Here is a 15410-nt window from a genome sequence, read left to right as displayed (position 1 = left end):
GTGCGGCCTACTCCTCCCGGAACCCGGTCGCGATGCACTCCCCATGCGTCGCCCGGCCCGGAGGCGGCAGCCGACGAGATCGGCAGGTGCGGATTCCCTGGCGCTTCATTCCCGCATCCCTGCGATGGTCCCGCCGGTCACTGCCCGGCCTGGGACGCACATTGCCGCTGCCTCGCCGCAACAAAATGAGAACAGGGACACCTTTTTATGTCTTCTCACAATCTCCAAAGAGGCCTTTGACAATCGCGGTCCGGTGGAACGCCATCGGGAAGTGATCGATGTCTTCTTTCTGCCGGACTCGTCCGATGTCCTTCCTGCACGAAATGGCAGGTTCGGGCGCTCCATTCGTGACGTGTTCCCTCTTTTTATGTTTTTTGACCCGTACCTCAGCAGCGACGTACACCTTTTCGCTTGCGCGCACGTGCGTCATGGCCTGGACTTGATGCCCGGCCACACTCCACATCCGCTGCCCACGCCCGCCGGACACCCACAGCGCACGACACCCGCACGATGACGCCCCCGAATCCCCGCCGCCGCTCACTCATGCTCGCCATCGCCGCCGCCTGTGCCGGGGGCGCGGGACTGGGCCTGTGGTGGCGACGCGATGCGGACCCTGCGGATACGCCGCCCGCTTCCGCACACGGACACGACACGGGCACTGCGGTGACGCCGAGCGAGCTGCGCAGGCCCGGCAAGACCGGGCTGCTCGCCGATCTGCGTCCGTCCGGGCCGATCAGGCTGCAGGCAGCGGCGGTGCAGACCGACGTCTTCGCGGGCGCGGCGACCACGCTCTGGGCCTACCAGGGCTGCGAGGGCGGCAAGTCCTGCCTCAACCCGACCCTGCACGTGTCCCGGGGCGACACCCTGGACGTGACCCTGCACAACACCCTGGCGGAGGAGACCACCGTCCATTGGCACGGCCTCATGGTCGACGAAGCCAACGACGGCAGCGGCCTGCACCCGGTGCCTGCCGACGGCGAACGCCAGTACCGCTTCGAGGTGCGCAATCGCGCCGGGCTGTACTGGTACCATGCCCATCCGCACAACCGCACCGGTCGCCAGCTGCAGATGGGTCTGGCCGGCCTGCTGCTGGTCGACGACGACGAGGAGCGCGCGCTGCGCGCAAAGCTCGGCCTGGCGTGGGGCGAGCGCGATCTGCCGCTGATGCTCGCCGACAAGCAGGTCGACGGACGCAACGCGATCGTCTATCGCGACGAAGCCGACGACTGGATCGGCAACCGCGTGCTCGCCAACTGGTCGCCGGAACCGGCGATGACCGTGACGCCGGGCCTGTACCGATTCCGCATGATCAATGTGGCGAATGCCCGCGTGCTGCGCCCGGCCTTCCTGCACGAGGGCGCGCCGTTGCCGGTGCGGCTGATCGGGACCGACGGCGGTCTGCTGGACCAGCCACGCATCGTCGACGACCTGTTCCTCGCGCCCGCGCAGCGCGCCGACGTGCTGGTCGATTTCGGCGCCGTCCCCGCAGGCGCGCGCGTGGTGCTGCGCAGCCTGGATTACGTCGCGATGGAGAACGAGGACGAATCCGGGCCCCTGGCCCCGGACATCATGGCCGACCATCCCGGCGCGGTGGCGATGGGCGATGCCCTGGACCTGATGGTGTTCGATGTCGAGGGCATCGCCGCACCGCCCATCCACGTGCCGGATGCGCTGTCGTCGTTGCCGCCGCCGCCCGACACCGCCGGCTGGAAGGCACGCGAAATCCGCCTGAGCATGGGCGCCGACGGCGAATGGCTGATCAACGGCCTGAATTTCCGCAGCCACGGCCACCATCCCGCCTTCGAAGTGAAGCGCGGCAGCCGCGAGGTCTGGGACATCCGCAACAACATGACCAGCATGCCGCACCCGATCCACATCCACGGCGTGCAGTTCCGCGTGGTCTCGCGCAGCATCAGCCCGCCCGACATCCGCGCGCGCCAGGTCGCCGACAGCGGCCTGGGCCCGCAGGATCTCGGCTTCAACGACACCGTCCTGGTCTGGCCCGGCGAAATCGTCCGCGTCGCCATCGACTTCTCGCAACCCTTCTCCGGCACGCAGCGCTACATGCTGCACTGTCACAACCTCGAACACGAAGACATGGGCATGATGCTCACCTTCGCGGTCGTGGACTGACGACGCCGGTCCCTGCCGCCAAGGAATCGCCATGTACGCGCCACGCCACGCCACGCTGCCCCTCACCCTGCTCGCCCTCCTCTTCGCCGCCGGCTGCGCGCGCGATGAAGGCGGCGAGGGAACGAACGCGACCGCCGCGCCATCGCTCGACACCGATCGCGCACGCATCAGCTACATGGTCGGCCTGGACATGGCCAAGACCCTTGCGCCGGTGAAGGACGAGGTGGACCTGGAAATCGCGATCGCCGCGATCCGTGCCGTACATGCAGGCACGAAGCCTGCGCTGGACGACGCGCAGGCGAACGCGGTGCGCGAACAGTTCAGCGAGATCCTGCGCAAGAAACAGGAACTGGCGATGCGCGAACTGGCGAGGAAGAACCTCGCCGAGGCCGACGCCTTCCTGAAGAAGAACCAGCAGGCCGAAGGCGTGAAGGCCACCGCCAGCGGCCTGCAGTACCGGATCCTGCGCGACGGCAAAGGCGCGAAGCCCGGCGCCACCGACACGGTGCGCGTGCACTACACCAGCTCCACCCTCGCCGGCACGCAGATCGAAAGCACCTATGCCTCGCACCATGCCGCCAGCATCGCGCTCAACCGCGTCTTCCCGGGCTGGGCCGAAGCGGTGCAGCTGATGCCGATCGGCGGCAAGTACACGTTCTGGATCCCGCCGGCGCTGGCCCATGGCGAACGCGGCGCGGGCGAGAAGATCGAACCGAATACGCTGCTGGTGTTCGAGGTGGAACTGCTGGAGATCGCGGGCAAGACCGGCGCCGCACCGGACCCGGCCGCACCGACGATCGCCGCGCCGCACGCGCACGGCGCGGGCGGCTGAACCCCGGCGTCGATCTCAGCCGGGCTGGGTGCGCACAGCCAGGTCGGGATCGACGCCGCGCTCCACCCGCTTCGCCAGGCGCCAGCCGAGCAGGCCGGAAGCGCCGGCGGCGACGATGTTCAATGCGGCGAAGCCCAGCGACGCCACGCCGAACGCACGCAGGCCGTTCATGGCGAGGGCCACGCCCATGTCGCCGAACCGCCACACGGCAGTGTCGACCGCGTTCTTGCCCTTGTAGCGCAGGCTGCGCGGCACCTGCGCGAACAGGCTCTCGCGCGCCGGCCCCAGGGCGCCGTAGGCCAGGCCCCGGCTGACCACGAGCGCCACCGCCACCCACGGCAGCGGGCCGACGACCAGAGCATGCGGATCGGCGGCCACGATCACCAGCAGCATCACCAGCATGGTCACGCCGGCATGCAGCGCGATGGCCGGCGCCGCGCCGAAACGGACCAGCAGCGGGCGTGCGAGGAAGACCTGCACCGTGATCGCGAGGAGATTGGTGGCGAGGTCGAGCGTGGCCGCGAACTGGGTGCGCGATACCGCATCGGTGAACGTCGCCTTCGAATAGTCGACGACGAGCGCGTAGTTCACCGTGCCGATGCAGTCGCCCAGCAGCATCAGCACCGCCATCGTGCGCATCACCGGATTCATGAAGATCTGCCGCAGACCGTCGAACATGCCGCCGCCGACCGCCGCTGCGTTGCCGGGCTCGTGCCGGCGCAGGCCGTGCACCGCCGCCCAGCGCCCGAGCACCATCGCGCAGAGGATCGCGACGCCGAGCAGCCCCGCCGAAACCATCAGCAGCGGCGCCACGCCGATCACGTCGACCAGCGACAACGCCATCGCCGGGCCGACCAGCGAGCCGATCGAACCGCCGACCGCGATCGCCGGGAACAGGCGCCGCGCCTGCGCATCGTTCCAGATGTCGGCCATGAAGCTCCAGAACACCGACACGACGAACAGGTTGAACACGCTGATCCACACGAAGAACACGATGCCCAGCGCGCGCGGCGACAGCAGGCCCTCGTGGGTGAAGAGCGGGATGAAGGCCAACAGGCAGCCGATGAAGAACAGATAGACCACCGGCACCACGACCCGGCGCGGATAGCGGCCGACCAGCCAGGCGAAGACCGGGGTGAGCGCCAGCGTGGCCACGAACACCGCACCGTAGAACCATGGCAGCTGCGTGGAACCGACCGCCGCCGACAGCTGGTCGCGCACGGGCCGGATCACGTAATAGGCGGAGAGCACGCAGAAGAAGTAGAGGAACGACCAGGCCACGGCCGTCCATTCGCCGGCATGGACGCGAGGCCCGCGATCGGTGGAGTCGCTCATCGCGCGGTCCGGGAGGTTCTCGTGCACAGCGCGCACGGTAGCCGATCGGACCGGACGCCGCCACCGGCGTAGCGTCCGCAACGCCATCACGGCCCGAGTGTTTGCTCTAGGCGGCGGGCATAGTGTCGGGCAGCCGTCTTCTCCGGGTGTGCGCGTGTTCGACTACATCATCATTGGCGCCGGTTCGGCGGGCTGCGTGCTCGCCAACCGCCTGAGCGAAAACCCCGCGGTCAAGGTCCTCCTGCTCGAAGCCGGCCCCCGCGACTGGCACCCCTTCATCCACATGCCCGCCGGTCTGTCCAAGCTGGTCAACCGCAAGGGCGTGAACTGGGACTACACCACCGCCGCCGAGCCGCACCTGCAGCATCGCAGCCTGTGGTGGCCGCGCGGCAAGGTGCTCGGCGGCTCCAGCTCGATCAACGCCATGTGCTACATCCGTGGCGTGCCCGCAGACTACGACGACTGGGCCGCGCAGGGCGCCACCGGCTGGCACTGGGACAACGTCCTGCCCTATTTCCGCAAGTCCGAGGGCAACAGCCGCGGCGCCGATGCCCTGCACGGCGGCGACGGCCCGCTGTCGGTCTCGGACCTGCGCTACACCAATCCCCTGTCGCAGGTGTTCATCGACGCCGCGATGCAGGCCGGCGTGCCGCACAACACCGACTTCAACGGCCCCGCGCAGGAAGGCGTCGGCTTCTACCAGGTCACCCAGCGCGACGGCGCCCGCTGCTCCTCGGCCGTCGCCTACCTGCACCCCGCGCGCGAACGCCCCAACCTCACCGTCCACACCGGCGCCCAGGTCAGCCGCATCACCTTCGACCGCCGGCGCGCCAGCGGCGTCACCTACGCCATGGGTGGCCAGAGCTTCCACCAGCCGGCCGCGCGCGAAGTGCTGCTGTGCGGCGGTGCGATCAACTCGCCGCAGCTGCTGATGCTGTCGGGCATCGGCCCAGCCGACGCCCTGCGGCGCCTCGGCATCGCGGTGGTGCAGGACGCCCCCAGCGTCGGCGCCAACCTGCAGGATCACCTCGACATCTGCACCCTTTACAAGGCGACCCAGCGGATCACCTACGACCGGATCAGCGACATCAAGGTGGGCTTCGACTACTACCTGCGCGGCCGGCGCGGCCCGGGCAGCAGCAACATCGCCGAAGCCGGCGGCTTCGCGCGCTCGGCGCTGGCACCGGACGCCCGGCCCGACATCCAGTTCCATTTCGTCCCGGCGATGCTGGACGACCACGGGCGCAACCGCCTGCCCGGCGATGGCTTCACCCTGCATGCCTGCTTCCTGCGTCCACGCAGCCGGGGTCGGCTCTCCCTGGCCAGCGACCGCGCCGGCGACAAGCCACGCATCGAGGCCAACTACCTCGGCGACGAGGAGGGCTTCGACCTGAGGATGATGGTGGAATGCGCGAAGGTCTCGCGGGAGATCCTCAACCAGCCCGCCCTTGAGCCCTATCGCGGCGCCCCGCTGTTCCCGGCACGCAACGACCTCGGCGATGCCGAACTCATCGAGTTCATCCGCGCCAAGGCCGAAAGCGTCTACCACCCGATCGGCACCTGCCGCATGGGCAACGACCCCGGCGCCGTGGTCGATCCGGCCCTCCGCGTCAACGGCGTCGAAGGCCTGCGCGTTGTCGATGCATCGGTCATGCCCACCCTGATCGGCGGCAACACCAACGCCCCCACGATCATGATCGCGGAACGCGCCGCGGATCTGGTGCGGGCAGCGGGCGGCATCCGCGCGGGCAGCGAAGCATGACCAGATCGGCAGTCCGTTCCGGGTTCTGCCGGTAGTCCGGGCTAGAATCGGGCCGCCGATTCATACGAAACGGCTGGAGTGTGACCCCGTTCCAACTTCGGGTGCGCACTTCCTCCCACGCCGGCACGCCGGATCGCATCAGGAGGATGCGGCGCGGCTTTGCTTGGGCGTATGCTACCCCCCCACGCCCCGTCGCCGGGGCCTGTCGTCGAGACCTACCTGTATGCGCAAGCTTGCCCTCACCCTCACCGCGGCGCTGGTCGTCGGCGGTTGCACGTCCGAAACGGACAGCGTCCAGGACGCCGTCCGGGTCGCCGCGAAGTCGTCCGCCCTGCCGCCGTCCTCGCTGTCGGCCGAGGCCAGGCGCATCACCTCCTTCGCGTCCATGCCCGATCGCGGCACGCTGCTCGCCTTCGAGCGCCTGCAGCAGCCGGTCCGGCGCAAGGCGCACACCTACCATGCCGTGCAATTGAGCGAAGCGCATGCCCTCAAGGCGGCGCACCCGGGCGGCGTGATCGAACTGCCGACGCCCTCAGGCGAGACCCTGCGCATCGCCTACCAGCGCCATGAAGAAAGCCTCGACGGCAACTGGACCTGGATCGGCCGCACGCTCGACGGCATGGATGCGATCATCACCTTCGGCGAAAAGGCCGTGTTCGGCCGCATCGCCCAGCCGAATACCGAAGCCCTGCGCCTGACCATGTCCGGCGGCCGCGCCTGGCTGGTCGAAACCGATCCCGGCAAGCTGCTCGACGGCAACCTGCTGGGCGACGAAGACGCCACCGGCATGCTGGTCCCGCCCAAGACGGTGCAGGCCACCCTGGCCGGCAAGCGCGCCAAGTCCGTGACCACCGCCGGCGGCGAGAAAGCGAGCGCCGCCGAAACGGTCGACGTGGTCCTCGGCTACACCAACGGCTTCGTCACCCGCTACGGCAACGTTTCTGCAGCCACCACGCGCCTGACCTACCTGACTGCGCTGACGAACCAGGCCTACCAGAACAGCCAGGTGACCGGCCGCGTGCGCCTCGTGCACACGCTGCAGGTCAACTACACCGATACCAACAGCAACGAGACCGCACTGCAGGCCCTGACCGGCCAGACCTGCAACCCGACCTGCTCGCCGTCGGCGGTTCCGGCCGAACTCGTCCCGCTGCGCACCGCCCGTGACCAGTACGGCGGCGACCTCGTTTCGCTGGTGCGTCCGTTCCAGGCCCCGCAGCATCAGGGCTGCGGCATCGCATGGCTGCTGGGCGGCGGCGGCTTCACCATCGACAACACCGATGCCCCGTTCGGCTACTCCGTGGTCAGCGACGGCAACGACGACGACGAGACCGACGGCCGCAACTACTTCTGCCGCGACGAAACCCTCGCCCACGAGCTCGGCCACAACATGGGCCAGCAGCACAACACCGAGGACAGCGGCGGCGACAGCGGCACCCACCCGTATTCCTACGGCTATCGCGAAGCCAGCAGCACCGGCTTCTACACGATCATGGCCTACCGCCTGTCGAACAGCAGCCAGTTCGCGATCCCGCACTTCGGCAACCCGAGCGTGAACTATTCGGGGCGTCCGACCGGCACCGCCAACGCCGACAACGCGCGCAGCCTCAACCTCTCGATTCCGCTGGTGGCGCAGTTCCGGGCAGTCGTGGTGCCGCTTGGCGGCAAGGTCCGGAACGACTTCAACGGTGACGGGCGATCGGAGATCTACTGGCGCGAGAACAGCACGGGCGAGAGCTACATCTGGACCATGAATGGAACTGCAGTCACTGCAACCGCCAGCGTGCATCGGGAAGCCGATCTCGGTTGGCGCGTGGTGGGTACCGGCGATTTCAACGCCGACGGCAGGACGGATGTGTTCTGGCGTCACAGCACCACCGGTGCGACCTACATCCACCTCATGAACGGCACGGTCAAGCTGCCCGGCTCCGGAGGCTCACAGACGGTTCCCGACCAGACCTGGCAGATCGTCATGTTCGGTGACTTCGACGGCAACGGGAATTCCGACGTCTACTGGCGCAACACAACCACTGGCCAGTGCCTGGTGTGGTACATGCAGGGATTGCTGCCGTCGCGCACGGCCGTCGTGTACACGGCGCCCGCAGAGTGGAAGACCATCGGCGCCGGCGACTTCAATGCAGACGGCATATCCGACGTGCTGTGGCACAACAGCACGACCGGCGAGGTCTACGTGCACCGGATGTCGAGCACGGGCATCAATCCGACCGGGACCGGGTCCCTGGGTCGGGTTGCCGACCTGAACTGGGAAATCGTGGCGACGGGCGACTTCAGCGGCGACGGCAGGAGCGACCTCTTCTGGCGCAACAAGGTCAGCGGCGGCAATATCGTCTGGACCATCGACGGGACGAGCGTCAGTTCAATCGCGCAGTCCAGCGTAGTGCCGGAGACCAGCTGGAAGGTGGTGTCCAGCGGTGACTACAACGGGGATGGTCGTGACGACATCTTCTGGCGCCACAGCGGGAACGGATCGAACTACATCCACCTGCTCAACGGCGCGACGCTGCTTGCGGGCAGTGGCGGCACCTCGGGCGTGCCGAACACCAACTGGCAGGTGGCCGGTGGTGCCACCAGCCACTGATTTCCGATCAAGGGCAACCCCAAGGCGGCCGGCTTCATGCCGGCCGCTTTTTTTGCGGGACCTCATTCGCGATCGTATCGTTGCCGGTACGAAAGAGGGGCCACGGCCCGTCACCCTTTGACCACTCAACGGCAGGATGGCGCCCCGAGCCGGGCGAATCTCCAGGACGAGGGCGTGACCATTTCCTTCGGAGATGGCATTTCCCTGTCCGGCTTCCGCTGCTTCATGCGACTGGCATCTGCGGGGCAAACCGATGATCGGTCCCGTCCGTCTCCCTTGTTCAGGCACTGCCTCATCGGCCCCTGTCCATGTCTCCGATCCGTGATTCCCGTCCTGTTTCACGGTGCAGGCATGCCAGATCGTCATGTCCGGCTTTGTCCTCTCGACAGTTCCCGGGTTTAGGATAGGTTCGGGGAAAGACCGTCAGGGACGATGCATACCGGGGGCCAGGGACCCGCCTGGCCGCCACGCCCCGTTCGATGTCCATCTCCACTTCCAGCAGACCGCCATGTCCTTCCATCTCAGAAACACCGTCATCGGCACCGCGTTGCTGACGACCGTCATCGCCGGCACGCTGTTCGCAGCCACGCCGTCCTCCGAGCCCAACGCGCAGTCCCGTGCGCAGCCCCGGGTCAAGAAAGTCAAGGATGGCGATGACCCGGGTGCCCGGGCCCGCTGGATGGACGAGTGGTACAACGAGAACTACCAGCGCACCGGCACGAAGATCAACCGCAACGCCGCCCACCGCGGCGTGTGGTCGCTGCAGTACCAGCGCTACATCATGGATGCCGCGCAGCGCGAGCGCCTGCGCCATGCCGGCAAGATGCCGCTGGCCTCCTCGAAGGCGATGCTGGGCGACGCACCGCTGCTCGCCCGGGCTCCCGGTGACGCTCTCAGCCGCGACCTGCGCTGGACGAACATCGGCCCGACCCGAGCGAACTTCATCCGCAACGGCGTGACCCTGAACGTCACCGATTCCGGCCGCATCAACGAGATCCTCACGCACCCGACCAACCCGAACATCATCTACATCGCGCCTTCGGGCGGCGGCCTGTGGAAGACGACGGACGGCGGTGCTTCCTGGCAGGCGAAGACCGAGACCCTCGGCTCGCTGTCGGTTGGCGCGGTCGCGATGGACCCGAACAACCCCGAGACGCTGTATCTGGGCCTCGGCGACCCCTTCGACGGCACCGGCCTGGGCATCGTCAAGATGACCGCCGGTGGCGACAAGTGGGAGGCGCCGAAATTTCTCGGCATTTCGACTTCGATCCGCGACATCATCGTCGCGCCGAACAATTCGAACATCGTCCTGGTCGCGACCGACCGGAGCCTGTTCCGTTCGACCGACGCCGGCGCCACCTACACGCAGGTCACGATCCCGACCGGGCTGGGTGAGATTCCCTCGCTCTGGTCGATCGCCTGGGGCGGCGGCAATACCATGGTCCTGTCGCTGGAAGGCACGCCGAGTGCTTCGACCAGCGCCCCTGCCTTCCGGCAAGGCCAGATCTGGCGCTCGACCGACAACGGCGCCACCTGGACCCGTGCGAACGGCGTGAACCACAACGCCGGCGTGAACCGCATGGTGCTGGCTTCGGCACCGTCGAACCGCTCGGTCATGTACGCGCTGGCGGCCAAGCCGCGTCCGGCATCGCCGAACTCGACCAAGGACTTCGCGGACATCTTCAAGTCGACCGACGGCGGCGCCAACTGGAGCAGCGTCGGTCGCACTGCCGTGGGCGATGCCAAGCCCTACACGAATCCGAACAGCGACTCCGGCACCCTCGAGGGCATCTTCAACGGCCAGGGCTGGTACGACCTGATGGCGGTCGTCGATCGCGCCAATCCCGATGTCGCCTACTTCGGTGGCGCGCTGCTGTCGGCCAAGACCAGCGATGGCGGCAACACCTACACCATCATCAGCGACTGGCTGGCCGATTTCGGCCTGCCCTACGTCCACGCCGACTTCCACAGCGCGCACATGGCCAGCGACGGCAAGCTCTATTTCGGCACCGACGGCGGCATCTTCATGAGCGCCAACGGCGGCACCAGTTTCACCCACACGCTGAATGAAGGCATCGTCTCGCACCTGGTCTACAACGTCTGTTCGTCGCCGGCCAACACCGACCGCGTGCTGATCGGCCTGCAGGACAACGGCACTCGCCTGCGCGAAACCAACACCAGCGTGTTCAACCAGGTGATCGGCGGCGACGGCTTCGGCTGCAACGTCAACCGCAGCAATGCCAACCAGATGATCGGCACGGTGCAGTATCTCCGGATCCGCCGCAGCGTCGATGGCGGGAACTCGTTCATCAACGCATGCACCGGGCTCCCGGGCTGCGGCGACAGCAGCCCGCATGCGGATGCGCCCTTCCGCGTCTACATCGCGCCCTGGGAGGGCGATGCCACCGGCAATACCTTGTTCACCTTCAACAACAAGGGCGTCTACCGGACGACGGACTATGCCGCCAACTGGACGGCACTGGGGACGACCGGGCTGCCTGCCGACCTGTTCATCCGCGGCGTCGGCGTCGCCAAGACCGGCGTGGGTACGCCCAACAGCAGCAACGTGGTGGGCATCGTCGCCAACAGCGGGCGCGTGTTCCTCACCAGCGATGGCGGTGCGAACTGGGCGCAGGCCGGCGCGCTGCCGAACAACGGTCTGTCGACCAGCTCGATCGCCTTCGACCCGGTCGATCGCAACATCGTCTACGTGACCTCGGTGGCACCGGACTCGACCCGCAGCCACATCTGGCGCAGCACCAACTTCGGCCAGACCTGGGCGGCGATCGACGTCAGCAACGGCTTCCCCTTCGGCATCCCGGTGAACATGGTCACCGTCGATCCGGTGGTGCGCACCACGTTGTATGCGGCAACGCACCTCGGCGTGTACCGCTCCCTCGACAGCGGTTCGAATTGGGAACGCCTCGGCGCCTTCATGCCGCTGGTGAACGTCATGGACATCACCGTCTCGGCCAACGGCAACCAGGTTCGCGCGGCGACCTACGGCCGCGGCGTCTGGGAACTGTCGGCCGTGGGCAACAACGCCGTGCCGACGGCGAACTTCACCACCTCCACCAGCCAGTCGACCGCCAGCTTCACCGACACCTCGACCGACAGCGACGGCACCATCGTCCGCCGCCTCTGGAACTTCGGCGACGGGGTCAGCGCTTCCAGCACCAACCCGACCCACACCTATGCGACACCGGGCACGTACACGGTCACCCTGACGGTCACCGACAATGGCGGCTACAGCCATACCAAGACGGCGCAGGTGGTGGTGGGTGGCGGCAAGGTCCGGAACGATTTCAACGGTGACGGCTTGTCGGAGATCTACTGGCGCGAGAACAGCACGGGCGAGAGCTACATCTGGACCCTGAACGGAACGGCGGTCACTGCGGCTGCCAGTGCGCATCGGGAAGCCGATCTCGGTTGGCGCGTGGTGGGTACCGGTGATTTCAACGCCGACGGCAGGACGGATGTGTTCTGGCGTCACAGCACCACCGGTGCGACCTACATCCACCTCATGAACGGCACGGTCAAGCTGCCCGGCTCCGGAGGCTCACAGACGGTTCCCGACCAGACCTGGCAGATCGTCATGTTCGGTGACTTCGACGGCAACGGGAATTCCGACGTCTACTGGCGCAACACAACCACTGGCCAGTGCCTGGTGTGGTACATGCAGGGATTGCTGCCGTCGCGCACGGCCGTCGTGTACACGGCGCCCGCAGAGTGGAAGACCATCGGCGCCGGCGACTTCAATGCAGACGGCATATCCGACGTGCTGTGGCACAACAGCACGACCGGCGAGGTCTACGTGCACCGGATGTCGAGCACGGGCATCAATCCGACCGGGACCGGCTCCCTGGGTCGGGTTGCCGACCTGAACTGGGAAATCGTGGCGACGGGCGACTTCAGCGGCGACGGCAGGAGCGACCTCTTCTGGCGCAACAAGGTCAGCGGCGGCAATATCGTCTGGACCATCGACGGGACGAGCGTCAGTTCGATCGCGCAGTCCAGCGTGGTGCCGGAGACCAGCTGGAAGGTGGTGTCCAGCGGTGACTACAACGGGGATGGTCGTGACGACATCTTCTGGCGCCACAGCGGGAACGGATCGAACTACATCCACCTGCTCAACGGCGCGACGCTGCTTGCGGGCAGTGGCGGCACCTCGGGCGTGCCGAACACCAACTGGCAGGTGGCCGGTGGTGCCACCAGCCACTGATTTCCGATCAAGGGCAACCCCAAGGCGGCCGGCTTCATGCCGGCCGCTTTTTTGTGGAGTCCTCACTGGAGCCGAACACGGCCATACGCTCTGCACGAAAATGAATGCAGGGCAAACCGGCTGGCAGTCCTCGCTGAGGTGCTCAGGCGGGCGGAGTGGCGTCAGACATGCCTTCCCGACCAGCGATGAGAGGACCATCCCACTGCGACGGAGAAGCGGTTCACCGTGTCCGACGGGCAGGTCTGGCGCCGGCTGCTGACGCTGACGCTGAAGCGCAGACCTTTTGCTGCGACAATGGCATCTGGGCGTGCGCGCGGCGAAAGCGCCACTGCGTACCTGCCCGAGACAGGATCCCCCACACGACATGACTGCACAAACCGCCAATCCGCTGGAAGCTTTCCGCACGGCCATCAAGCATCGCTACCTCATACAACAGCTTGTGGCCAAGGAACTTCGCAGCAAATACCGCAAGTCCACATTGGGCTTGGCATGGCTCATCATGAACCCGCTGCTCCTTGTAGGCGCCTATACGCTGGTATTCGGGGTGTTGCTGAAGGTGCGATGGGGTGGCGCCAGTTCGACGCTGGAGTTCTCGCTGATTCTCCACGCTGGCGTCATGTTCTACATGTTCTTCTACGAAGTCGTCTCGAGGTCGGCCACGCTGATCGCGAACAACCAATCGTTCGTGACGAAGATGGTCTTCCCCCTGGAAGTCTTCCCGTGGGTTGTCGTCATCGTGGCCGCGATCAACTTCCTTGTCACGCTTGCGGTCTGGATAGGCCTCAGCTGGGCGATTCGGGGAACATTTCCTGCAGGAATCATCTGGGTTCCCGTTGTCTTCATTCCCTTCGCGCTTTTTTGCGCGGGCTCTTGCTGGTTCCTTTCTTCACTCGCCGCGTACAAGCCGGATATCGAGCATGCACTGCCGGTGATCCTCCTGATGCTGATGTACATGTCTCCGCTGTTGTTTCCGGTTGAAAAGGCGTCCGACACGTTCAGGATGGTCATCGCACTCAACCCGCTGACCTGGGTACTCGAGAGCGCGAGGAGCGCCCTGATTTCGGGACAGCCGCCCAGCTTGGCTTATGCCTTGGTCGCTCCTGCGATCGGAATGGCTGCCATGTGGCTTGGGTATGCATCCTTCATCGGAAACAAGCGGGGGTTCGCCGATGTCTTCTGACGACATTGAGCCCCAAGCGAACATCACCCCGCCCATCCTGATCGCGACCAGGATCAGCAAGCGGTACAGCTTCAGTCATCGGCACGAATGGAGCATGTTCGGGGCGAACGAGGCCAAGCAGGAAGATCATGACAGTTACCTCGCACTTGACGACATTAGTTTCGATATCCGTCGCGGGGAAACGGTGGGAATCCTGGGTCGCAACGGCGCAGGAAAGAGTACGCTGCTGCAGATTCTGACCGGCGTTCTGCGGCCGACAACAGGCACCGTAACGACCAGCGGACGCGTCGGTGCACTCCTGGAACTCGGCTCGGGGTTCAACCCGGAGCTCAGCGGCCGTGAAAACATGAACCTGTCTGCGGCAGTGCTCGGCATGTCGCGGAAGGAAGCCGAGTCCAAGGCGGCGAGCATCGAAGCATTCGCGGACATAGGAACTTTCATCGACAAACCTGTGAAGACCTACTCCAGCGGCATGCTGGTAAGACTTGCATTCTCGATCCAGGTGCACCTGGAACCGGACATCCTGATCGTTGACGAGGCACTGAGCGTTGGCGACATGTTCTTCCAACAGAAGTGCATCGCCAAGATCCGGGACATCATTTCACAGGGTGTCACCCTGCTGTTCGTCTCTCACTCGATCAACGCCGTGAAAAGCATCTGCAGACGAGCGATCTTCCTCGACAAGGGCAGGATCGCGCTGGACGGACCATCGGAATTGGTCTGCGAAACCTACCAGAACTCGATGTCCAGCACCTCGGACATTGACCTGAGGCATGCCGTCGAGCGTTTTTCGGAGACGGCGGCGAGCGAAGGGGTCCTCCGTCTGGAAGATCATCATGCCAGCCAGACTTTGGATCAATCACAATTCGATGCGATCCTGTCGAACCGCTCAGGAGGCGGAGAAGTCCGCTTCACGGGGTTTGACATCAGCCACGACGGAAAAACACGGGTAACGGGCATCCAGAAGGCAGCAAGAATCACATTGACCCTCCAGTTCGAGGCGAGACAGGACATCGCCGAGGGCGCTGTGATCGGCCTCCTGGTAAGGGACGCCCATGGCGTCGACCTCGTCGCGTACAACATGAATTTCTATGGAAAGCATCTCCCCAACCTCGAGGCTGGCCGCACGTACCATCTCGAGTTGGATGTGGAATTCCCGTTCGCGAAGGGACGTTATTCGTTTCACTGCGGGATCAAGCCCGCGCATGACAGTACTTATTTCTACGACCGCTGTTTCAATACGGCCGTACTGGACATCGAAGAGAATCCCATCCAGTGGGGAGAGTACGGCGGAAGACTTCTCGCCACTCCGCACGCGATGCGTCTTTCAATGAAAAGATAACTCCA

8 protein-coding genes are annotated in these 15410 nt (G+C 65.9%); 7 read left to right on the top strand and 1 reads right to left on the bottom strand.

What is annotated here, in order from left to right; genetic code table 11:
• Positions 1 to 543: 543 nt before the first annotated feature.
• Both ACFQ0E_RS06870 and ACFQ0E_RS06865 read left to right on the top strand, forming a co-directional pair.
• Positions 544 to 2133, top strand: a complete 1590-nt coding sequence (locus tag ACFQ0E_RS06870; protein WP_386822936.1) for a multicopper oxidase family protein — start codon at positions 544 to 546, stop codon at positions 2131 to 2133.
• A 31-nt stretch (positions 2134 to 2164) separates the two neighbouring features.
• Positions 2165 to 2965 carry an FKBP-type peptidyl-prolyl cis-trans isomerase N-terminal domain-containing protein gene (locus ACFQ0E_RS06865; RefSeq protein ID WP_386822935.1) on the top strand — a complete coding sequence of 267 codons (801 nt, stop codon included), beginning with the start codon at positions 2165 to 2167 and terminating at the stop codon, positions 2963 to 2965.
• Positions 2966 to 2980: 15 nt separating this feature from the next.
• On the opposite strand, the gene ACFQ0E_RS06860 is transcribed toward ACFQ0E_RS06865, so the two are convergent.
• Positions 2981 to 4300: an NTP/NDP exchange transporter gene (locus ACFQ0E_RS06860; protein ID WP_386822934.1), complete on the bottom strand. Its 1320-nt coding sequence runs from the start codon at positions 4298 to 4300 to the stop codon at positions 2981 to 2983.
• Positions 4301 to 4454: 154 nt separating this feature from the next.
• Here ACFQ0E_RS06860 and ACFQ0E_RS06855 point away from each other — a divergent pair, with 154 nt between their 5' ends.
• The 5 genes from ACFQ0E_RS06855 to ACFQ0E_RS06835 all read left to right on the top strand — a co-directional run bounded on the left by ACFQ0E_RS06855 (position 4455) and on the right by ACFQ0E_RS06835 (position 15405).
• Positions 4455 to 6062 carry a GMC family oxidoreductase gene (locus tag ACFQ0E_RS06855; protein ID WP_386822933.1) on the top strand — a complete coding sequence of 536 codons (1608 nt, stop codon included), beginning with the start codon at positions 4455 to 4457 and terminating at the stop codon, positions 6060 to 6062.
• A 223-nt stretch (positions 6063 to 6285) separates the two neighbouring features.
• Positions 6286 to 8661 (top strand): FG-GAP-like repeat-containing protein, encoded by a 2376-nt coding sequence (locus ACFQ0E_RS06850; protein ID WP_386822932.1) that lies wholly within the window; start codon positions 6286 to 6288, stop codon positions 8659 to 8661.
• Positions 8662 to 9169: 508 nt separating this feature from the next.
• Positions 9170 to 12883 (top strand): FG-GAP-like repeat-containing protein, encoded by a 3714-nt coding sequence (locus ACFQ0E_RS06845; protein ID WP_386822931.1) that lies wholly within the window; start codon positions 9170 to 9172, stop codon positions 12881 to 12883.
• A gap of 364 nt (positions 12884 to 13247) precedes the next feature.
• Positions 13248 to 14063, top strand: a complete 816-nt coding sequence (locus ACFQ0E_RS06840; protein WP_386822929.1) for an ABC transporter permease — start codon at positions 13248 to 13250, stop codon at positions 14061 to 14063.
• Entirely contained in the window at positions 14053 to 15405 is a 1353-nt protein-coding gene (locus ACFQ0E_RS06835) for an ABC transporter ATP-binding protein (RefSeq protein ID WP_386822928.1), read from the top strand. The genes ACFQ0E_RS06840 and ACFQ0E_RS06835 overlap by 11 nt, the downstream gene beginning before the upstream one ends.
• Positions 15406 to 15410: the final 5 nt, after the last annotated feature.

It is taken from the genome of Lysobacter brunescens, assembly GCF_042677005.1.
GTDB classification, from domain to species: Bacteria; Pseudomonadota; Gammaproteobacteria; order Xanthomonadales; family Xanthomonadaceae; genus Lysobacter_I; species Lysobacter_I brunescens.
This window is presented reverse-complemented; position numbering and strand designations above follow the sequence as displayed.